Annotated in this window: 19 protein-coding genes and 1 pseudogene; 14 read left to right on the top strand and 6 right to left on the bottom strand. The window is 69.5% G+C overall.

The window, feature by feature from the left end; translation table 11 throughout:
* Positions 1–6: 6 nt before the first annotated feature.
* Genes JWS14_RS28770 through JWS14_RS28800 form a run of 7 tightly spaced genes read left to right on the top strand, consistent with a single transcriptional unit; the run spans position 7 to position 6,431 of the window.
* The gene (locus tag JWS14_RS28770) at positions 7–942 is read left to right on the top strand and encodes an EamA family transporter (protein ID WP_072946871.1); all 936 of its coding nucleotides are present in this window, start codon (positions 7–9) and stop codon (positions 940–942) included.
* The gene (locus tag JWS14_RS28775) at positions 939–1,523 is read left to right on the top strand and encodes a biotin transporter BioY (RefSeq protein WP_083395608.1); all 585 of its coding nucleotides are present in this window, start codon (positions 939–941) and stop codon (positions 1,521–1,523) included. The genes JWS14_RS28770 and JWS14_RS28775 overlap by 4 nt, the downstream gene beginning before the upstream one ends.
* Complete coding sequence (locus JWS14_RS28780; protein ID WP_206014940.1) at positions 1,520–2,641, top strand: class I adenylate-forming enzyme family protein; 1,122 nt, start codon at positions 1,520–1,522, stop codon at positions 2,639–2,641. The genes JWS14_RS28775 and JWS14_RS28780 overlap by 4 nt, the downstream gene beginning before the upstream one ends.
* Positions 2,638–3,765: a thiolase family protein gene (locus tag JWS14_RS28785; protein WP_206014941.1), complete on the top strand. Its 1,128-nt coding sequence runs from the start codon at positions 2,638–2,640 to the stop codon at positions 3,763–3,765. Before JWS14_RS28780 ends, JWS14_RS28785 begins: the two co-directional genes overlap by 4 nt.
* Positions 3,762–4,442 carry an energy-coupling factor ABC transporter ATP-binding protein gene (locus tag JWS14_RS28790; RefSeq protein ID WP_072946867.1) on the top strand — a complete coding sequence of 227 codons (681 nt, stop codon included), beginning with the start codon at positions 3,762–3,764 and terminating at the stop codon, positions 4,440–4,442. The genes JWS14_RS28785 and JWS14_RS28790 overlap by 4 nt, the downstream gene beginning before the upstream one ends.
* On the top strand, positions 4,439–5,041 hold the full coding sequence (locus tag JWS14_RS28795; protein ID WP_206014942.1) for an energy-coupling factor transporter transmembrane component T family protein: 603 nt from the start codon (positions 4,439–4,441) through the stop codon (positions 5,039–5,041). The genes JWS14_RS28790 and JWS14_RS28795 overlap by 4 nt, the downstream gene beginning before the upstream one ends.
* Positions 5,034–6,431, top strand: a complete 1,398-nt coding sequence (locus tag JWS14_RS28800; RefSeq protein ID WP_072946864.1) for an AMP-binding protein — start codon at positions 5,034–5,036, stop codon at positions 6,429–6,431. Before JWS14_RS28795 ends, JWS14_RS28800 begins: the two co-directional genes overlap by 8 nt.
* On the opposite strand, the gene JWS14_RS28805 is transcribed toward JWS14_RS28800, so the two are convergent.
* Genes JWS14_RS28805 through JWS14_RS28815 form a run of 3 tightly spaced genes read right to left on the bottom strand, consistent with a single transcriptional unit; the run spans position 6,428 to position 9,488 of the window.
* The gene (locus JWS14_RS28805; protein ID WP_206014943.1) at positions 6,428–6,757 is read right to left on the bottom strand and encodes an AtuA-related protein; all 330 of its coding nucleotides are present in this window, start codon (positions 6,755–6,757) and stop codon (positions 6,428–6,430) included. The genes JWS14_RS28800 and JWS14_RS28805 overlap by 4 nt on opposite strands.
* The gene (locus JWS14_RS28810) at positions 6,754–8,127 is read right to left on the bottom strand and encodes an acyclic terpene utilization AtuA family protein (protein ID WP_206014944.1); all 1,374 of its coding nucleotides are present in this window, start codon (positions 8,125–8,127) and stop codon (positions 6,754–6,756) included. Before JWS14_RS28810 ends, JWS14_RS28805 begins: the two co-directional genes overlap by 4 nt.
* A 50-nt stretch (positions 8,128–8,177) precedes the next feature.
* Positions 8,178–9,488 carry a CitMHS family transporter gene (locus tag JWS14_RS28815; protein WP_206014945.1) on the bottom strand — a complete coding sequence of 437 codons (1,311 nt, stop codon included), beginning with the start codon at positions 9,486–9,488 and terminating at the stop codon, positions 8,178–8,180.
* A gap of 154 nt (positions 9,489–9,642) precedes the next feature.
* Between JWS14_RS28815 and JWS14_RS28820 the strand changes: the two genes are divergently transcribed.
* Entirely contained in the window at positions 9,643–10,539 is an 897-nt protein-coding gene (locus JWS14_RS28820; protein WP_206014946.1) for a LysR family transcriptional regulator, read from the top strand.
* On the opposite strand, the gene JWS14_RS28825 is transcribed toward JWS14_RS28820, so the two are convergent.
* Positions 10,536–11,561 (bottom strand): LacI family DNA-binding transcriptional regulator, encoded by a 1,026-nt coding sequence (locus JWS14_RS28825; protein WP_241031487.1) that lies wholly within the window; start codon positions 11,559–11,561, stop codon positions 10,536–10,538. The genes JWS14_RS28820 and JWS14_RS28825 overlap by 4 nt on opposite strands.
* A gap of 132 nt (positions 11,562–11,693) precedes the next feature.
* On the opposite strand from JWS14_RS28825, the gene JWS14_RS28830 reads away from it, so the two are divergent.
* Both JWS14_RS28830 and JWS14_RS28835 read left to right on the top strand, forming a co-directional pair.
* A complete protein-coding gene (locus JWS14_RS28830; RefSeq protein ID WP_206014947.1) occupies positions 11,694–12,749 on the top strand; it encodes a Gfo/Idh/MocA family oxidoreductase in 1,056 nt (351 codons plus the stop codon).
* 5 nt (positions 12,750–12,754) lie between these two features.
* Positions 12,755–13,534 carry a TIM barrel protein gene (locus JWS14_RS28835; protein WP_206014948.1) on the top strand — a complete coding sequence of 260 codons (780 nt, stop codon included), beginning with the start codon at positions 12,755–12,757 and terminating at the stop codon, positions 13,532–13,534.
* Here JWS14_RS28835 and JWS14_RS52240 read toward each other — a convergent pair.
* On the bottom strand, positions 13,531–13,848 hold the full coding sequence (locus tag JWS14_RS52240) for a hypothetical protein (protein WP_167372171.1): 318 nt from the start codon (positions 13,846–13,848) through the stop codon (positions 13,531–13,533). The two genes, JWS14_RS28835 and JWS14_RS52240, sit on opposite strands and share 4 nt — an antisense overlap.
* Positions 13,849–14,344: 496 nt before the next feature.
* Here JWS14_RS52240 and JWS14_RS28845 point away from each other — a divergent pair, with 496 nt between their 5' ends.
* The 3 genes from JWS14_RS28845 to JWS14_RS28855 are packed head-to-tail and all read left to right on the top strand — an operon-like array spanning position 14,345 to position 17,911.
* A complete protein-coding gene (locus tag JWS14_RS28845) occupies positions 14,345–15,046 on the top strand; it encodes a hypothetical protein (RefSeq protein WP_072946932.1) in 702 nt (233 codons plus the stop codon).
* Positions 15,047–15,078: 32 nt separating this feature from the next.
* Complete coding sequence (locus JWS14_RS28850; protein ID WP_206014949.1) at positions 15,079–16,404, top strand: TIGR03118 family protein; 1,326 nt, start codon at positions 15,079–15,081, stop codon at positions 16,402–16,404.
* 1 nt (position 16,405) lies between these two features.
* Positions 16,406–17,911, top strand: coding sequence for an Hsp70 family protein (locus JWS14_RS28855; protein ID WP_206014950.1), 1,506 nt, complete (start codon positions 16,406–16,408; stop codon positions 17,909–17,911).
* Here the strand turns inward: JWS14_RS28855 and JWS14_RS28860 are convergent.
* A complete protein-coding gene (locus tag JWS14_RS28860) occupies positions 17,903–18,325 on the bottom strand; it encodes a hypothetical protein (protein WP_206016213.1) in 423 nt (140 codons plus the stop codon). The two genes, JWS14_RS28855 and JWS14_RS28860, sit on opposite strands and share 9 nt — an antisense overlap.
* Before the next feature lie 104 nt (positions 18,326–18,429).
* On the opposite strand from JWS14_RS28860, the pseudogene JWS14_RS51490 reads away from it, so the two are divergent.
* Positions 18,430–19,567 (top strand): annotated as a pseudogene (locus JWS14_RS51490) (RNA-guided endonuclease TnpB family protein).
* The last annotated feature ends 46 nt before the right edge of the window (positions 19,568–19,613 follow it).

Consider the following 19,613-nt stretch of genomic DNA (forward strand, 5'->3'; position numbering starts at 1 on the left):
ACAGGCATGACCAGGAACCCGACCCACGTCGGCGCGACGATGGCGCTGACCTCGATGCTGTGCGTGCAGACCGGACTCGCGATCTCCGTCGGCGTCTCCGAACGCGTCGGCGCCGAGGGTGCCGCGTGGTTGCGCCTGGCCTGGGCCGGGGTGCTGCTGGCGGTGATCGTGCGGCCCCGTCCGAAGGCGTTCACGCGTTCCTCCCTCGTCGCGTGCATCCTGCTCGGGGTGGTGACGGCCGCGGTCACCCTGCTGTTCATGGCCGCGGTCGACCGGATCCCGCTGGGAACCGCGAGTGCGCTGGAGTTTCTGGGACCCCTCGGCGTCGCGGTCGTGCACGGGCGGGGCCGCCTCCGGTGGCCGGCGCTGGCGGCCGTGGGGGTGCTGCTGCTGACGCAACCCTGGGTCGGCGGCGTCGACCCGGTGGGAATCCTGTTCGCCCTGGGCGCGGCCGCGTGCTGGGCGCTCTACATCGTGCTCACTCAGCGTGTGGGGGACGAGGTGGCGGGAATCAACGGTCTCGCGGTGTCCATGCCGGTCGCCGGATTGGTCGCGACCGTCGTGGGCGGGCCGTCGATGCTCGCGAAGATGACGCCGGACCTGTTGATCATCGGGCTGGGATTGGCGATACTGCTGCCGGTAGTGCCGTTCACGCTGGAGATGCTCGCCTTGCGCCGGCTGAACACGGCGGCGTTCGGGACGCTGATGAGTCTGGAACCGGCGTTCGCGTTGATCATCGGGCTCGTCGTGCTGCATCAGGTACCGGACCACGCGGCGGTGGCCGGGATCTGTTTCGTCGTCGCGGCGGGGATCGGCGCAGCGCGGGCCGGGGCGCGCACGTCGCCCGACGAGGACGAGGTGCCGGAGTCTGCCGCACCGTTGGCGGCGCCGACCTGCTACCTTGAACGTCGTTCAAGTTTGAAGCAAGAGGAGTCGTCATGACAGAAGTCGGGAGTGCTCGGGTGTCGAGGCTCGGTATTTCAGCGCGGGACATGGCGCAGATCGCGGTGTTCGCCGCACTGATCGCCGCGCTGGGTCTGCCCGGCGCCATCACGGTCGGCTTCAGCGGCGTGCCGATCACGCTGCAGACCCTCGGGGTCATCCTCGCGGGCGCCGTGCTCGGGGCACGCAAGGGCACCGCCGCCGTCGCGGTCTTCCTCGCACTGACCCTGATCGGACTTCCACTGCTGTCCGGTGGCCGCACCGGACTGACGGCGCTCGCCGGTCCCAGCGCCGGATACCTCATCGGGTGGCTTCCCGCGACGCTGGTCATCGGCCTCCTCACCGCGCGGATCCTGCCGAAGTACCCGATCGCTCTCGGTCTGCTGATCAACGCCCTCGGCGGGATCGTGATCATCTACCTGTTCGGCACCATCGGGCTGCTGCTGCGCACCGACCTCGGGGTCGGGGCCGCCATCACCACCAACTTCGCGTTCATCCCCGGCGACGCGCTGAAGGTCGTCGTCGCCACCGTCGTCGCCAAGAGTGTGCACCGCGCGTACCCCGGCCTCATCCGTACGTGATTGCCGTACTCGGCGGCGCCGGCGATCAGCCTGCTCTCGACGTCGACGGCCGCACGTACACCTACGCCCAACTCGACCGGGCGATCGACCGGTGGATCGACGAGCACGGCTCCGACGCGTCCGTCCACGACGCGTCGGAGTTGCCGGTTGCAGACGCGTTGATCTGCGTCTGCGCCGGCGCGCGGCGGGGGACCGCGGTGATCGTCGAGAACCCCGACGCCCGTCCCGACCGGCCCGCGATTCCGCCGTCGGCGTTCCTGCTGGTGGCCACGTCCGGTTCCACCGGCAGGCCCCGACCGCTCGCCCGCACCGCGGCATCCTGGTTCGACAGCTTTCCCGCCTTCACCGCGATCACCGGAATCGACGCCACGGACCACGTGCTGATCACCGGGCCGCTGCACGCCACGATGCACCTGTTCGGTGCGGTGCACGCGCTGTGGCGCGGCGCGTGCGTCACCGACGATCCGTCGCGGGCGACGGTGGTGCACGCCGTCCCCGCCGTTCTCCGTGACGTGGTGGGGAAGGCCCCGAAGCTGCGCACCGCGATCGTCGCAGGCACCGCCCTCGACGACGGCGCCCGCGCGGTGGCGGACGGGATCGAGATCGTCGAGTACTACGGCGCCGCGGAACTGTCCCTCGTCGCGGCGCGGAAGGTCCCCGAACCGCTGCGGCTGCTGGATGGTGTCGACGCCGACATCCGCGACGGACTGCTGTACGTCCGCTCGCCGTACAGCGTGATCGGGGCCCCGGACTGGTTCGGCGTCGGTGACCTGGCGGAACTCGGCGACAACGGGGAACTGACCGTCCGCGGCCGGGGCGACTCCGCGATCAACGTCGGCGGCACCACGGTGGTCGCCGAGGACGTCGAGCGCATCCTCGAGACGCTCGATGGCATCGACGCGGTCGCCGTCGTCGGATCGCCGCACCCGGTGCTCGGCGAGACCGTCACCGCGGTGGTGGAGCTCGACGGCACCGCGGAGATCGCCGAGATCCGTGCGCACGCGCGCCGGGCGCTGACGAAGGAAGCCATGCCCCGCCGCTGGGTGCCGATCGAGGCGCTGCCGCGGACCGCCAGTGGCAAGGTCGCCCGAGGCCGAGTGAGAGACTGGCTGGCATGAGCTCTGTCCCTGTACTGGTCGCGCCGCGCCGGACGCCGATCGGCAATGCCGGGCACGGGTTCGCCGATCTGACCACCACCGATCTGGCCGCCCCCGTGCTGCGCGAGGTCCTGGACTCGCTGCGCGGGTCGGGCCTCGACGCCGAGGTCGACGACGTCGTGCTCGGCAACTGCCTCGGGCCGGGCGGCGACCCGGCGCGGGTCGCTGCCCTGCGGGCGGGGCTGGGTGCGGAGGTTCCCGGGGTCACCGTCGACCGGCAGTGCGGTTCCGGTCTCGACGCGGTGATGCAGGCCGCGCTGCGCGTCCGCAGCGGCGCCGACGAGCTGATCCTGGCGGGCGGCGTCGAATCGGCGAGCACCGCGCCGTGGCGGTTCTGGCCGCCGGTGCCCGGCGCCGACCCGGTGCGCTACACCCGTGCTCCCTTTGCGCCGCACGGCTTTCCCGACCCCGACATGGGTGTGGCCGCCGACGATCTCGCCCGGGTGCGCGGCATCAGCCGTGAGCGGCAGGACGCGTACGCGGCGCGGTCGCACACCCTGGCGGCGGCCGCCGACTTCTCGTCGGAGATCGTGCCGATCGGCGACATCGCGAAGGACCAGCGCATTCGCGCAGGCCTGACGGAGGCAAGGCTCGCGCGTCTGCGCCCCAGTTTCGGTGCCGGCGGAACGGCCACCGCCGGGAATTCGTGCGGCATCTCCGACGGCGCTGCAGTGCTGGCCGTGACCACCGAGACGCTGGCCGCCGGACTGCCTGCGCTGCGGGTGCTCGGCTCCGCGGTCGCGGGATCGGACCCCGCGTTGCCCGGGCTCGGACCGGTTCCGGCGATCCGCAAACTCCTGAAGCGAACCGGGCACGACGTGGCGGATCTGGGCGTTGTCGAGATCACCGAGGCGTTCGCGTCGGTGGTGCTGGCGGTGTCGGACGAACTCGGCCTGGACGAATCCGTGATCTGCCCGCAGGGCGGCGCCATCGCCATGGGACACCCATGGGGGGCGTCGGGCGCAATCCTGCTGGTGCGCTTGGCAAGTCAGATGCTGCGCGAGGACGGGCCCGCGCTCGGACTCGCCGCCTGCGCCATCGGCGGCGGACAGGGCATCGCCGTGCTCGTGGAGCGTGTGTCGTGAGTGAGATCGTCTTCGACTCGGTGAGTCACGCCTTCGGCGACCGCAAGGTACTGCGCGGCGTCGACCTGCGTTTCGCCGAGCGTCGCGTCGGCATCATCGGATCCAACGGTTCCGGCAAGTCGACGCTGGCGCGGATGATCAACGGGTTGCTGAAACCCACCTCCGGCACCGTCACGGTCGACGGCGTCGACGCCGCCCGGAAGGGCGCGCAGGTGCGGCGGAAGGTCGGATTCGTGTTCACCGACCCCGACACCCAGATCGTCATGCCCACCGTGTCCGAGGATCTGGCGTTCTCGCTGCGCCGGTCCGGTCTGAGCAAAGAGGAGATCGCGACCCGCGTCGAGGAGATCCTGGTGCGGTTCCGGCTCGACAAGCACGCCGAGCATCCCGCGCACCTGCTGTCCGGGGGCCAGAAGCAGTTGCTCGCCATCGGCGCCGTCCTCATCCGCAGGCCCGAGGTGGTCATCGCCGACGAGCCGACCACGCTGCTGGATCTGCGGAACGCGCGCGTCGTCTCCGAGGCCCTCGATTCGATGGACCAGCAGGTGATCGTCGTGACCCACCAACTGGCGTTGCTGGAGAGTTTCGAACGGGTCATCGTCATCGACGACGGGCTCGTCGCGTTCGACGGCACCCCGGACGACGCCGTCCCCGCGTACCGGCAGCTGGTCGAATGATCGGGCTGTACCGCCCCGGCGACTCGCTGCTGCACCGGATGCCCGCCGGGCTGAAACTGCTGCTGTTGATTCTGTCGATCGTCGCGGCCACCGTGTTCGTGCGCACCCCACTCGAGGTCGGCGTCGTCGTCGTTCTGGTAGGACTGCTGTTCGTGGTGGCGTCCATTCCGTGGCGGGTGGCCGTGGCGCAACTGCGCCCGGTGGTGTGGATGTTGTTGATCATCGCGGTGTTCCAGGTGCTGATCACGTCGCCGTCGCGGGCGGTCGTCGTGTGCGGGGTGCTGCTGATCTCGGTGGCGCTCGCCGCGTTGGTCACGCTCACTACCCGGGTCACCGACATGCTCGACACCGTGTCGCGCGCGCTCGGGCCGCTGCGGAGAGTCGGGGTCGACCCGGACCGGATCGGGCTCCTGCTCGCGCTGGCGATCCGGTGTATCCCGCTGCTCACCGGGATCGTGCAGGAGGTGGCGCAGGCGCGGAAGGCGCGAGGATTGCAATGGTCGATGACAGCGCTGGCCACACCGGTTCTGGTGCGTGCCCTCCGGACCGCGGATGCGATGGGCGAGGCCCTCGTCGCACGGGGAGTGGACGATGACTGAGCTGCTGCCCGCTGAACGCATCGCCCGACGCGCCGCCGAGAACCCGGGGGCGGTAGCGATCGTCTCCGCCCGCGAGACCGTCGACTACGGCCGGTTCTGGTCGCGCGTCGCTCGGACCGCGGCCGGGCTCGACGGCATGGACCGGGTCGCCGTGCTGCCGACCTCGGACGTCGGGTCGCTGGTCGTCGTGACGGCCGCGATGCACGCGGGCGTCAGCGTCGTCCTGCTGCACCGGCACCTGCTGCCCGCGCAGCTGACGCGGGTGCTCGAACTCGCGAAACCCGGTGCCGTCGTCGCGGCGCCGCACCAGCACCGCCGGCTGCGGAGGCTGGGATTCGACGGGACCGTCGAGACGGCCGACACCCTGCAATCCGACGGCACCGCGGGCCGGGCACACCCCGGCGCCGAACTGCTGGTCGGCATCACCTCCGGCACCACCGGTGAACCGAAGTTGTTCGTGCGCAACCAGCGATCGTGGGCCACGACTCTCGACCGCTCCGACACGACGTTCGACATCGGCGGCGGCGACCGCGTGTCGGTGCCCGGGGTCCTCGACCACACGCATTTCCTGTACGGCGCGATCCACGGACTCAGCCGCGGCGCGACCGTGGACCTGCGGCCGGTCACGCAGTCGCTGGGCGACGCGGCCACCCACCTGTACTCGGTACCGACCATCGCCTGGGACGTCGTGCGGTCGGGGATCGGCACCGTCGACAGCGTCCGGGAGGTGCTGTCCTCGGCGGCCCGGTGGCCGCGCACGGGGCGTGAGGCGTTGCAGGGCGTCCTGCCGAATGCGTCGCTCGTGCATTTCTACGGAGCCTCCGAACTGAGTTTCGTGTCCTACGACCGGGGTCTCGGTGCCGCCGACGAGCATTCGGCGGGCGAACTGTTCGACGGCGTCGACGCCGAGATCCGCGAGGGCCTGGTGCACGTGCGCAGCGACATGCTGTTCGACGGGTACCTCACCGAGGACGGTGTGGTGAACGGCCCCGACGACGGGTGGATGACGGTGGGCGACCGCGGCCGGGTGGTGGGCAGCAGCCTGCAGTTGTTCGGCCGCGACAGCGACACGGTGATCCGGGCGGGACTCAATGTCGAACCCGCGGCCGTCGAAGCGGCGCTGACCGCGCTGCCCGGGGTCTCGGAGGCCGCGTGCATCGGGGTTCCCGACGCGCGGATGGGGGAGGCGCCCGCCGCCGCGATCGTCGTGCACGGCGACGCCCCGAGCACCGCCGAGATCTGGCGGCATCTGCGCGCGACCCTCCCCAGCCCCAGCATGCCGGTTCAGGTCCTCGTGGTGGACAGCCTGCCGCGCACGCCGCGCGGCAAGCTCGATCGTCCCGCACTCGCCGCCACCCTGGCCGACTCGCGGAACCCGAATCCCGGTTAGACGTCTCGGATTTCGAGGCTCAGCAGGTGGTAGCTCAGCGTCTTGCCGTGCCCGTCGAGCGCGGGTGAACCCGTGACGCCGCCGCCGAGGACGTCGGGCAGTTCGAACACCATCGCCAGCAGATTGGGCTGGCAGGTGCGCCGGGCCGGTCCGGTGATCAGTTCACCGTAGTGGGCGGCGACGACGTCGTCGGTCAGTCTCCGCTCGAGCAGGCCGTAGGCGGCGCGGTCCCGGGCCAGGACGGCGACGATGAGCGTGTCGCCCTTGTCGCCGGCGCGGACGTCCGCGAGTGCGTCGATGCGCTGAACGGTGGCGGGCGTGGTCATTTCGACACCTCCGTGAGATGGACGCGGGTGGGCACGAGTTCGCGGGGGAGGGTGCACGAGCGGATCGCGAGCACCTCCGTCGAGGAGCGCCGGGCACCGCCGCCGCCTGCCGGTCCGTTGGTGTACAGGCTTTCCACCTCCCAGCCGACGAGGTCGGCTTCCTCGCGAGTTCGTGCCCGGGCCGTCACTCGCACGCGAACCTCGCGGGCATCCTCGTCCGTGTCGAGTCCGCGGAAAGAAGCACCGGCGCCGATGTATTCGACGGAGACGGCGTCCTCGCTAAAACCGTGCACGTCGACGAGTCGTTCGGTGACGATGTCGGCGGCGAGCCGGGCGCGGGGGTAGGCGCGGGGTCCCGCGTAGCTGATCTGCCCCTCGCCGAGCCAGCCGCCGCGGAAGCCGAGGGTCACCTTCAGTTCCCGCGGGCGGGGGCGTCCGGTTGCACCGGTGATGGCGACGCGGTCGGGCCCGACGCTGCCGAACGACACGTTGCCGAAGTCCGCGGTGACATCGGGGGTCAGGTACGAAGTGGGATCACCCACCTCGTACAGGAGTTGCTCGGCGCAGGTTCGTTCGGTGAGGATGCCGCCCGATCCGTCGAGCTTGCCGAACGTCGCCGATCCGTCGGCGAGGACGTCGGCGAACGGGAAGCCGAGATCGGCCATGCCCTTCACCGGTTTGGTGACCGGATCGGCGTAGTACCCGCCCGTGAGTTGCCCGGCGCACTCGAGTAGATGCCCGATCGCAGTTGCGGCGCCGATGGTTTCGTGATCGGCGAGGTCCCACCCGAAGTGGTGGGCGAGCGGGGCGACGTAGAGCGACGGGTCGGCCAGGCGGCCGGTGACGACGACGTCGGCGTCCAGTTCGAGCGCGGGGAGCACGGCCTCCGCACCGATGTACGCGTTCGCGGAGACGAGCACGTCTTCGTGCTCCGACAGGCGTTTCCCGGTTTCCCACACGACGGGGTCGTGGCGCAGCACCTGCTCGAGCACCGCGTCGCCCGTGACCGCGGCGATGCGCACCGGACGGTCGGCGGACCGGGATGCGATGCCGGAGACCAGTTCCGCGGCGGCGAGCGGGTTGGCGGCGCCGGCGTTGGTGATCACCGTGGTCCCGGACGCGAGGGTGTGCGGGAGCACCGCGCGCATGCGTGCGGCGAGCAGCGGATCGTAACCTTCGTCCGGGTTCTCCAGCCGGCGAGCGTTTCCGGCGGCGACGGTGCGTTCGCCGAGGCATTCGAAGATCAGGTAGTCGAGGTCGGCGTGCCGGGCGAGTTTCTCGGCGGGGTCGATGCGATCCCCGGAGAACCCGGATCCCGCGCCGAGTCGCACGCTCCACGCGGTGCTGCCACGGGTGCTCGATGGTGTCACGGTTTCGAAGTCCTTTGCTGGTTCGACGGATGCGGCGGTGTCGGGGACGATTACAGCGAGAGGGCACCGGTGAGCAGCGCTACGACGGTCATCACGATCGTGGTCCCGAAGGCCCAGCCGAAGATGAACCGCTGGTGCTTGCCGAGGTCCACCTTGCTCAGTCCGATCAGGATGAACGTCGCGGCGGTCAGCGGGCTGAGCGGGAACCCGGTGGTCATCTGGCCGAGGATGGCGGCGCGGCCGATCTCGGCGGGGTCGCCGCCGAACGAGGCGGTGGTCTCCGCGAGCACCGGTACGACGCCGAAGTAGTAGGCGTCCGGGGTGAAGACCAGGCTGAGCGGCATCGACGTGACCGCGGTGATGACGGGGATCAGGGACCCGGCGGACTGCGGAATCCAGGAGACGAACGTCTGCGCCATCGCGGTGATCATGCCGGTGCCGTTGAGGATTCCCGTGAGCACACCTGCCGCGAGGATCATCACCACCACCATGGTGACGTTGCCGCCGTGCTTCGCGAACAGGGCCTGCTGATCCGCCCACTTCGGGCGATTGACGGCGAGCGCGAGCGCGAAGGCGATGGCGAACGCCACCTCCAGCGGCACGAGTTGGAACAGCAGGATCACGATCAGGACGAGGGTGAGCACCGTGTTGAATGCCATCACCGCCCGGTGGCGGCGGGTACGCATCGGCGGGTCGGAGACGTGCGGGGTGCCGGGACCACCCTCGCCGGGAGACACGAGTTCGGACACACCGAGCCGTTTCCGTTCCGTGCGGCCGATCATGTACGCGGCGAACAGGACCCACAGGACCCCGACGCCCATCGCGGGGAGGACCGGCGTGAAGATGTCGGCGCTGGTCAGGTCGAGCGCGGCCATGGCGCGGACGGTCGGGCCGCCCCACGGAATCATGTTCATCAGACCGGCGGCCAGGCAGACGATGCCGGTCAGGACGACCGGGCGCATCCCGAGCCGCTGGTAGATGGGCAGCAGCGCCGAGATGGTGATCAGGAAGGTGGAGGTTCCGTCGCCGTCGAGCGCGACGAGCAGGGTCAGCACCGCGGTGCCGACGGCGATCTTGGTGGGATTGCCGCCTGCCCACCGGACGATCCGGCGGATCGCCGGATCGAACAGTCCCACGTCGACCATCAGGCTGAAGTACAGCACCGCGAAGGCGATCATGATGGCGACGGGCGCGACCTTCAGGAGGCCGTCGCCCACCATCTCCCCGAGGTCGGGTGCCCACCCTCCCAGGATCGCGAACGCGATGGGAACGAGGATCAGCGCGACGAGCACCGAGACCCGGCGGCTGAACGCCAGCGCCAGGAAACACGCGATCGTGGCGAACCCGAGTGCGGCAACCATGTGACCTCCTTCGAATCGGAGTCCCAGTGTCGCGCGCCTCACAATTGCGCGTCAAATATCAATGCATGATTGATTCATGATTTTTGCTCATGAATGAGTCGCGCAGATGGGACGGGCAACGTAGCGCCTCGGCGCATGAATAGCGGCCATACTGATGCACATGAGCATCAATCTGGGGATCTCGCACCTGAGGAGCATCGTCGCGATCGCCGACTACGAGAGCTTCACCTCGGCTGCTCACGCCCTCGGCGTGTCCCAGTCCTCCCTGAGCCGCTCGGTCGCCGAGGCCGAGCGCAGACTCGACGTCACGCTGTTCGAGCGCACCACCCGCCGCGTCGAACTGACCACGCACGGGCACGAGATCATCGAGCACGCCCGGCGGATGCTCCACGACTTCGACGACGGGCTCACACAGATCGAACGATTCGTCACCGGTGACCGCGGAATCGTGACGGTGGCGTGCCTGCCCTCGCTCGCGGCCACGTTCCTTCCCCCGTACGTGGTGGACTTCCGCGAGCGGCACCCTCACGTGCGGCTCCAGATCCGCGACGGGCTGCGTCAGGAGGTCCTCGACGCCGTGTACTCGGGGACGGTCGACCTCGCCCTGGTCACCACCTCGGGGATTCTGCCCGGCCTGCAACAGGACGTCCTGACGAGCGACTCCTTCTATTGTGCGGTCCCGCCGACGCACCCGTTCGCCGAACGGCCGGTGCTGCAGTGGTCGGATCTCGCCGGGCAGCCGTTCATCGCGTTCGGCCCCGAGAGCAGTATCGCGGCGCCCGTGCGCCGGGCCGTCGAGGACGCTCGCATCGAACTCGGACCCGTCATGCAAGCGCAGAACATCGGCGCGGTAGCGGGTTTGGCGGCCGCCGGGCTCGGTGTCACCGCGGTTCCCGCACTCGTGCTTCCCATGATCTCGTTCGCCGGTCTCGTCCACATACCCCTGCGGCCGAGAGTCGAACGCACCATCTCGCTCGTCCAGGTCGCCGGCCGTCCCCAGACAGCGAGCACCCGCGGTTTCGTGCACGCCCTCCTCGCCGGCCGGAGCTAGTCGTGTTGTGCGACAGGGCCGGTGGTCGCGCGCCGGACCAGGTGCGGGGCGAGCACGAGGTCGACGGCCGCGCCCCCGGCGATCTGAGCCAGCGCCGCGTCGACGGCGGCGTCGGCCATGTGTGTGGCGTCCTGCGAGATCGTCGTCATCTGCACGTGCGGAATCCTCGCCAGGCGGGAGTCGTCGTAGCCGACGACGGAGATGTCCGCGGGCACGTCCCGGCCGCGGCGGACCAGTAGGTCGAGTACGCCGGTGGCGCACCGGTCGTTGAACGCGACGACCGCGGTCGGGGGAGTGGGCAACGCGAGAAGCTCGTGCATGCCCTGTGCGCCTTCGGTTTCCGTCGGACCACCGGCCACGACCGTGGCCGAATCCGACAGTCCGTGCCGGTCCATCGCGGCCAGGAAGCCGGCCCGCCGGTCGGCGCCGCCGGGGGCGTCGGCGCCGTCGATGTGGGCGATGTTCCGGTGCCCGAGTTCGGTGAGGTGGTCGACGGCCAGGGTGATGCCTGCGACGTCGTCGCCCCGCACGGCGCCGACCCCGGGCAGTCCGCTGGCGCGCGCCACGACGAGGGCGGGCAGGCGGTCGGCCAGCGCGCCGAGTTCGTCGGTGTCGAACCGCGAGCCGAGGAGGATCGCGGCCTCGCAGCGTTCCCGCATCAGCGCCTGGACCGCGACCTGCTCGGCGCGACTCGGGGCGACCGCGCTGAGCATCACGTCGTAACCCCGGCGGGTGGCCGCCGCGTAGATCTGTTCGACGAGGTCGCCGTGGAACGGTTGCTGCAGTTCGAACACGACGCCGAGGAGCCGGGAACTGGCCTGGCGCAGTTTCTGTGCGCGACGGTCCGGCACGTAGCCCATCCCGTCGGCGATCTCGAGCACCCGCTGACGGGTCGCCTCGCTGGCGCCGGGGACCCCGCGCATCACGATCGAGACGAGCGCCGTGGAGACTCCTGCCGCTCGCGCGACGTCGCCCATCGTCGGACGGGCGCCACCGGTCGATCCCGCCACCGGTTCGGCCACGTGCACGACTCCTGTCTCCCGGGCCCGCGATCGGGGCCGCTCTTGACCAATGATCTCACGAGTTCTACGGTCTAGAACTAGAACGTACTAGTTCGCCTCTACCTCCACCCTTCACCGCACTGGAGCGCATTCATGTCACTCACCGAAGCCGCACCCGTCCGCTCGACGACGGCCGCTTCCCATCCGGTCCGCATCGCGACGATCGGCGCCGGACGCATCGGCTCGAATCACGCGGAGATCGTGGCCCGCCTGGTCCCCGGGGCTTCGCTCGTCGCGGTCAGCGACCCGGTCGGCGAGTCCGCGCAACGTCTCGCCGCGGCGCTGGGCGCACCGTTCGCCACCACGTCCGTGGACGACGTCCTCACCAGCGACGAGGTCGATGCGGTGCTGATCACCGCCCCCGCGCGGAGTCACACGGACCTGGTGGTCGCGGCCGCGGCGGCCGGCAAACATGTGTTCGTCGAGAAGCCGATGGCGGTCACCCTCGAGGACGCCGACCGCGCCATCGCGGCGGCCACGGACGCAGGCATCGTCCTGCAGGTCGGGTTCAATCGCCGGTTCGCTCCCGGGTTCGCCGCCGCCCGCGCGGCGATCGACGCGCAGAAGGTCGGCACTCCGCATCTGCTGCGTTCGCTGACCCGCGACCCCGGCCCGTTCACCGCCGATCCGGCGCGCATCCCGCAGTGGACCATCTTCCTCGAAACGCTCATTCACGACTTCGACACCCTGTGCTTCCTCAACCCGGGTGCGCGACCGGTGCGGGTGCACGCGATCGCCGACGCCCTGGTGCGACCGGACGCCAAGAGCACGGGCCACCTCGACACCGCGGTCGTCACCGTGCAATTCGACAACGGCGCCATCGCGACGGCGGAGGCGAGTTTCAGCGCGTTGTACGGATACGACGTGCGCGCCGAGGTGTTCGGCTCCGGCGGCATGGTCACCGCGGGCAGCGGGCTCAGCACCGACATGACCTACTACGGCCCCGACGGGCAACACACCGACACCGCGCGCCGCGACACCGACCTGCTCCACACCGCCTACGTGGGCGAACTGACCGCCTTCGTCGGCGCGATCCGCGCCCACACACCGGCCGTGGTCACGGGCGAGGATGCCCGCACCGCGCTGTCGATCGCACTCGCCGCGATCCGCAGCGTCGAGACCGGCGCCGCCGTCGATCTGGACCGGTGACCCCGATGACGTACACGCTCGCCGCCAGCGCCGAAATGCTCTACCTCGACCTGCCGTTCGCGGACCGTGTCCAGCGCATCGCCGAACGCGGACTCCAGGTGGAGATCTGGGACTGGTCCACCAAGAACGTCGACGCGCTCGTCGCGAGCGGCGCCGAATTCTCCTCGATGACGGGCTATCTGGAGGGTAACCTCACCGAGCCCGACAGCATCGAGGCGCTGCTCACCACCGCACGCCAATCCCTCGACGTCGCGAAACGGCTCGACTGCCCGAGGTTGAACCTGCACGGAACCGGACTCGACAACCGGGGTCTGCCCGTTCGTCCCGTCGAAACGGTCACGCCCGCAATGTGGCTCACTGCCGCCGACACCCTGCGGAAGGTCGCCGAACTCGGTGAACAGGCGGGGCGCGTGTTCACCCTCGAGAACCTCAACCTCGCCGTCGACCATCCCGGCACCCCGTTCGCGACCGCAGCCGACACCCTCGCTCTCGTCCGGGCGGTCGACAGCCCTCATCTGCGGATGAATCTCGATCTGTATCACGCCCAGATCGGCGAGGGAAACCTCATCGAACTCGTCCGGAAAGCGCTGCCCTACATCGGTGAGATCCAGGTCGCCGACGTCCCCGGACGCTGTGAACCCGGAACCGGCGAAATCCACTACCCGGCGATCGCCGCCGCCCTTCGAGACATCGGCTATACCGGCGTCGTCGGACTCGAAGGCTGGGCGAAGAACGATCCGGACGACGCGCTCGACGCGTTCGAGGCGGCCTTCGCGCACGGCTAGCGTCTGGACACTCCGCTGACACCGGGCCGTTGCCGCTGCACCCGGTAGGGTAAATCGCTCTGCCCGGCAACGGGTCCCGGTTCGACGGACACCGGCACCGACCTCGCCCGCGGCCCGACCGGTCGCGATCCGGACGGGATCGCATACGACCCGACACGCGGTGCGGTGTGGACCACAACGAATCCGTCGGCGCTGGCCCCGACGTGCTCGCCTACGACCAGGGCGCCCACCGTCTCTATGTCGCGGCCGAATCCGGCACCCTCACCGCATTCGACCAACAGGACCGCCACTTCGCCGAGATCGGGTCCGGTCATCTCGCCGATAATGCGCATGTGAAACAAATAGTCGGGCAACCATTCCGGAGAAGGCGAAGGCTGCGCCGGCCTGGAGCGGGCTCTCGATCCCCAGCCGACGGCGGCAACTCCCTGCGCACACTCGGATCACGCCGATTGTGAGGATTCCGCCGGTGTGTGATTGCCGACACATAGATTGACTTAGGGGCGCCAAACATTTTTACTTGAGCAGCCCGCAAACAAAGGGCAGGCTTAGCTATATCCTGTGAGTAAGCTGTGAGCAGATTCGAGAGGGGACCGTTCGTGACCACGCAAGCATGCCGCCTCCTCTCGAACGGCACCGGCTTCAGGAGCTGACAGGCTCCGCAGACTGGCGTCCGGGACAGCGCGCGCCGACACGCACCCGTCGACTTGTGTGGACTCCGTTCGCGCACTTCTCACTCAGGACCGGTTCGCCCATGCATCCCTGCTGTACCCGTACGCCCGAGCACGCGCCCGTCGTCGTCCGGAGCGTCCCGTGACGCGCCCCGAACCCGAGGTCGGGCCACCTACTCTGATCTCCCCCGTCACGCCCCTCGCGCCACGACAGGTTCGTGCCGACGCCGTGTCGTGGGGTCCGGTCCACGCAGGCAGGCCGCCACGCAACGGCCGGAAGCGTGTGCTGCCCGTTCCGCCGGGAGAGCCGGAACGCCCACTTGCACTTCATGATTCTTGGTTCATCGTGCTCGCCGCCGCGCTCCTGGCCGCACTGGCGCTCGCCGGGGTCCTGTGGATCTCCGTGCACGTCCGGGTGGATCCCGTGCTGCACACCGCGGCCCTCTTCGTGCACCTCGCGTCGCTGGTGCTCGGCTTCGGGGGTGTCCTCATCGCGGACTACCTGGTGCTGCTGTGGATCTCCGGCCGGTCGACCCTCGCCGAGGCCATCCGCGGCGCGGAACGCCTACACCTGCCCATCTGGGCCGGCCTCGCCGGCCTCGTGGCCAGCGGCGCACTCCTCGAACCCAATCTGGCCTCCACGCTCACCCGGACCAAGCTGGTCCTCGTGTTACTCCTGACCGTCAACGGACTTCAGGCGCTGATACTGGGCAGGCGGATCGCGCACAGCGATGCGACGCATCTTCCGACCCGGCTGACGCTGTGGGGCGCGGCGACCGCACTCATCTCCCAGCTGTGCTGGTGGGGTGCCGTGTGGATCGGCTTCTGGAACGCCGAGCACTGATCTTCCCGTACCCCTGAGAGAGGCATAGATCGATGAAGAACACCCGCACGACGCTGTCGTGGGCCGCGCTGCTCGTCACGGCGGCGGCGTCGGCGACCGGATGTGCACCGGCCGCGTCATCGCACGCACTCCAGGATCTTCCCGGCAACCGTTACGCTCGAACCGCTCTCGTCGCGAGCAGTGCCGACGCCGCCGCCGCGACCACCGTTCCCGCAATGGTGAACGCATGGGGCGTGGCCATCCGCCCGCAGGGCGAAGGCGGCCACTTCTGGGTCGGAGCGGGCGGAAACTCCTTCGAGTTCGTCGGCGACGTGACGGCGTCGCCCGACCCCGCACTGCGCACACTGCACCAGGACGCGCTGCACGAGGTCAGTGTGCCCGGCGCGGATGCGGACACCTCCGAGGCCGGCCTCGGAAAGACCACCGGTGTCGTGTTCAACCCCGCACCCCTGACCTCCGACAGCTTCGCCGTCGCCGGGCAACCCGTGATGGTGGACGGGCGACAGGAGATGCTCGGTGGGTCGTCCCGATTCCTCTTCGCCACCGATTCCGGCCGCATCTCCGGTTGGACCGAGCAGGGGGCCGACGGACGTATCGTCCGGCACGACGGCCCCGCGAAGGAGATGTTCAACGGTGAGTCCGCGGGGATGAGCTTCTTCGGGCTGGCACTCGCACCCGGCCGAGACGACACTTTGTGGGCCGCCGATTTCGGTGCGGAGCCGCAGATCCGGCAGTTCGACAAGACCTGGCAGCCCGTCGCCACGCACGGTTTCGCCAATCCGTTCGCGACCGGAGACCCGCTCGACCCCGCCGACCCGAACGGTGGCAAGCACACCCGCCCCGGCGATCCGGCCCCGTTCAACATCGTCACGGCCGGTGACCGGGTCTTCGTCACGTATGCGACGACCAAGGCTGCCGAGAACGGCACGGGATTCGACGCGGGCGAGGAGGACTCACTCGACGCCGAACAGGAGACCGCGAGCGGCGACCGCCCCGACCGCGGCAAGGTCGCCGAGTTCGACGCCGCGGGCAATCTGGTCCGTGTCCTCGACGACCAGGGCCGCCTCAACGCCCCGTGGGGTATCGCTGTCGCACCCGCCGATTTCGGTGCGCTCGCCGGCGCGATCCTCGTCGGCAATTTCGGGGGTGCGGGCCGGATCGCCGCATTCGACGACGAGACCGGCGCCTTCATCGACTACGTACGTGACGAGTCCGGTGCCGTCCTCGCCGTGGAGGGCCTGTGGGGACTGTTGTTCGGCAATGGGGAGAGCCTCGGCGACAGCAGTTCGCTCTACTTCACGGCCGGTCCCGCGGACGAGACGGATGGCGTCTTCGGCCGCCTGCGCGCGGCCAACTGACATGGACGACACCAATACCCACGGACTCGGGCTGAGCGTCGGAACGGCGTGCGCCGTCGCAGCGGTTGCCGGTGCGGTCGGCGTCGACGACGTGCTGACCCGCCGTTCCACGCTGACGTTCGGCCCGTCGTCGACCGTGCGGTTGGGCGACCAACCGGGCGACACGGGTGTGGTGGCGGGCTTCGCGGATCGGATCGGAGAGGCCGTCGTCACGGGCGACGGTCTCCGCTACTCCGGACAGGATCTGGTCGCCGCCGCCGCGCACTGCCTGATCGTGGAAGCCGACCAGCCGGACGACCCGCCGATCGTGCTCGCCCACCCGGCCGTTCACCTGCCCCGGGTCGTGAACGCACAACGGGAAGCGCTCGATCGTGCGGGTCTCGGCAGGGTGGGTCTGGTCGCCTCGCCCGTCGCCGCCGTCGCCTGGCTCGAGTCCGAACACGGTCCGCTCGGCGAGGGACTCGCGCTCGTCTGCGAGTTCGGCGCCGACAATCTCGACCTCACTGTCGTGGCGTTCGGTGCCGCGAGCGGTTCCGATCCGATAGTGGGGCGGCCACTCCGTTCGACGGAGTTCCGCGGGCGTCACCTCGCCGGGGTGGGGGAGGACTCGATCGACGACACGGTCTCGGGGAGTCTCGAACTCGTCGCGGACTGTCTTCGTGTCGCTCGCGTGAACGTCACCGATCTCGACGTAGTCATCGTGACCGGTGCCGCGGCGACCGATCCCGTCGTCGAGGAAGTGCTGTCCGGGGCGCTGGGCGCGCCGGTGGTGTGCGAGCCGGCGCCCGGCCACGCATCGGCCTGTGGGGCAGCCGTTCTCGCGGCGGCAACCAGGTCCGGTACTGCAGCAACAGCATCCGCGCATCCGGCGTCGGTTGGACGACGGGCCCTGCGCGTTACCGCAGCCGCGACCGCCGCCGCGGCGATGATCGCCGTCCCGTGGCTTGCCCGCGACATGACCTCGATACGGGAGCCGGGGGCGGGTTCGTCCGTCACCGCACACGCGTTCGAGTTGATCGAACAACCAGGGCCGCCGCGAATCCCGGCCGCGAGAACCACAGCCTCGAGCCCGGCCGTGTCCGCGGTGGCGGTTCCCCAGGCCGCGCCGGCTGTGGCAGTTACCCCAGCCGGGTCGAGATCGTGGGTTCCCCGGCTGGTATCGATTCACGCGCATCCTCCGCTGATCGAACCGAGCGTCGAATTCACCGTCGAAGCCGAGCCTCTCCCAACGGCATCCACATCTGCGCCACGAATCTCCGCGGTGACACCGGTGGTGTTCGCGCCCACGAGCGCTCCGGTGGCGACCTCGACTCCGCCGGATCCCACCGAGTCCACTCCGGCGCCCACCGAGTCCACGCCGGCGCCCACCGTCGGACCCGACCCGACGACGTCGCCTGTCGAGCCGCCCCTCACGGACGCGCCGAGCGAACCGGCTCCGGACCTCGACGACCCCGCGTTGCCCTCATCTTCGCCCTCCGAGTCGGAGCAGCCCACCTCGTCACCGTGACGACCCGCCGCTCAGCACGGTTGTCCGCCGGTCGCTCCGGTGGCCGGACACACGTCCCGTGGTGTGGGCCTCGATCATCCGTTGCTCGTCGCGTTGGGAGCCGCGCAACGGCACGGACGAGGCGGCCGCGGCGTCGAGCAGCGCGCGCAATGCCGGCTGCTCACTCGCCAGTGCACGCCACGCCGCGTTCACGGGTGTGCCGTCCTCGACGGCCTGGTCGAGGCGGGCGGCGAGATGGTTGCTCCACCGGTGCTGCAGGGCGAGCAGGATGTTGTCCGCCGAGCCGAAAAGCTGGATCGCGCCGGGCACTTCGTCGAACCGCAGCGCCACTGCGGGGTCGACGTGCGCCCGCGCCAGGACCTCTTCCAGTACCGCCCGGCGTGCACGGAAATCGTTCCACGACATCTCGGCCACCTCCGTGGTTCCGTTGATCCGTGAGTCTTTCGGCATATACCCGGTCCTTCAGGTCCGGGTGAGCCGATCTGTTTGTGTCGGACTGTGTGGCTAGTGTCTGGGTCATGGTGGGGAGGGTGGTGAGGCGGGCGTTCAAGTTTCGTTTCTATCCGACTGCGGTGCAGGCGGAACAGCTTGCTCGAATGTTCGGGTGTACCCGGTATGTCTACAACCGGGCGTTGGCCGAGCGGTCGCGGGCGTGGTCGCAGGAGCAGCGGCGGGTCACCTATAGCGACACCTCGACGATGCTCACCGGGTGGAAGCGGGATGCTGAGACGGAGTGGTTGGCGGAGCCGTCGAAGGGGCCGTTGCAGGAGTCGCTGCGGCAGTTGCAGGGCGCGTTCGAGAGGTTCTGGCGCAAGCAGGCCGGCTACCCGCAATTCAAGAGGAAGGGGCGGTCGAAGGAGTCGGCGACCTACTTCTCGAACTGCTTCACCTACCGGGGTGGGCAGATCCGGTTGGCCAAGCAGTCCGAACCGCTGGATATTCGGTGGTCGAGGCCGCTACCGGAGGGGGTGACACCGTCGCAGGTGACGGTGTCGCGTAATGCTCGCGGGCAGTACAATATTTCGATCCTCGTCGAGGACACGATTTCCGAGCTCGAGCCGGTCGATCGGGTGGTCGGGCTCGACGCCGGGATCACCAGCCTGTACACGCTGTCGACGGGGGAGAAGATCACCAACCCGCGCCATGAGCGCAGGGATCGTGCGCGGTTGGCGAAGGCATGTGCTGGCCAGGAAGGAGAAGGGGTCCCGGAACCGGGCCAAGGCCCGATTGAAGGTCGCGAAGATTCATGGCCGGATCGCCGATCGGCGGCGCGATTATCTGCACACACTCTCCACTCGGCTGGTGCGCGAAAACCAAGTGGTCGCCGTCGAGGATCTGAGTGTGCGGAATATGGTCAAGAATCGGTCGTTGTCTCGGGCGATCTCGGATGCGGGGTGGTCCGAGTTCCGGTCGATGCTCGAGTACAAGGCCGACTGGTACGGGCGCCGGCTGGTGGCGGTCGACCGGTTCTGTCCGTCGTCGAAGACCTGCTCGGTGTGCGGGGCGGTCGCCTCGACGATGCCGCTGGACGTACGGGAGTGGACATGCCCATGTGGCGCCGTCCACGACCGGGATGTGAATGCGGCGAAGAATATTTTGGCCGTCGGACTGACGGTGACAGCCTGCGGAGATGGTGTGAGACCACCTCGCACATAACGTGCGGGGTGGCGACTGTCGGTGAAACAGGAACCTCGGGGCGCGA

The sequence above is a fragment of the Rhodococcus koreensis genome (assembly GCF_017068375.1).
Classification (GTDB): domain Bacteria; phylum Actinomycetota; class Actinomycetes; order Mycobacteriales; family Mycobacteriaceae; genus Rhodococcus_F; species Rhodococcus_F koreensis.

What these genes read in the sequence shown, in the direction of transcription:
- JWS14_RS28770 (WP_072946871.1), top strand. Translation starts at nt 7, where the DNA reads ATGACCAGGAACCCGACCCACGTCGGCGCGACGATGGCGCTGACCTCG.
- JWS14_RS28775 (WP_083395608.1), top strand. Translation starts at nt 939, where the DNA reads ATGACAGAAGTCGGGAGTGCTCGGGTGTCGAGGCTCGGTATTTCAGCG.
- JWS14_RS28785 (WP_206014941.1), top strand. Translation starts at nt 2,638, where the DNA reads ATGAGCTCTGTCCCTGTACTGGTCGCGCCGCGCCGGACGCCGATCGGC.
- JWS14_RS28795 (WP_206014942.1), top strand. Translation starts at nt 4,439, where the DNA reads ATGATCGGGCTGTACCGCCCCGGCGACTCGCTGCTGCACCGGATGCCC.
- JWS14_RS28800 (WP_072946864.1), top strand. Translation starts at nt 5,034, where the DNA reads ATGACTGAGCTGCTGCCCGCTGAACGCATCGCCCGACGCGCCGCCGAG.
- JWS14_RS28805 (WP_206014943.1), bottom strand. Translation starts at nt 6,757, where the DNA reads ATGACCACGCCCGCCACCGTTCAGCGCATCGACGCACTCGCGGACGTC.
- JWS14_RS28815 (WP_206014945.1), bottom strand. Translation starts at nt 9,488, where the DNA reads ATGGTTGCCGCACTCGGGTTCGCCACGATCGCGTGTTTCCTGGCGCTG.
- JWS14_RS28820 (WP_206014946.1), top strand. Translation starts at nt 9,643, where the DNA reads ATGCACATGAGCATCAATCTGGGGATCTCGCACCTGAGGAGCATCGTC.
- JWS14_RS28830 (WP_206014947.1), top strand. Translation starts at nt 11,694, where the DNA reads ATGTCACTCACCGAAGCCGCACCCGTCCGCTCGACGACGGCCGCTTCC.
- JWS14_RS28835 (WP_206014948.1), top strand. Translation starts at nt 12,755, where the DNA reads ATGACGTACACGCTCGCCGCCAGCGCCGAAATGCTCTACCTCGACCTG.
- JWS14_RS52240 (WP_167372171.1), bottom strand. Translation starts at nt 13,848, where the DNA reads ATGACCGGACCCGATCTCGGCGAAGTGGCGGTCCTGTTGGTCGAATGC.
- JWS14_RS28850 (WP_206014949.1), top strand. Translation starts at nt 15,079, where the DNA reads ATGAAGAACACCCGCACGACGCTGTCGTGGGCCGCGCTGCTCGTCACG.
- JWS14_RS28855 (WP_206014950.1), top strand. Translation starts at nt 16,406, where the DNA reads ATGGACGACACCAATACCCACGGACTCGGGCTGAGCGTCGGAACGGCG.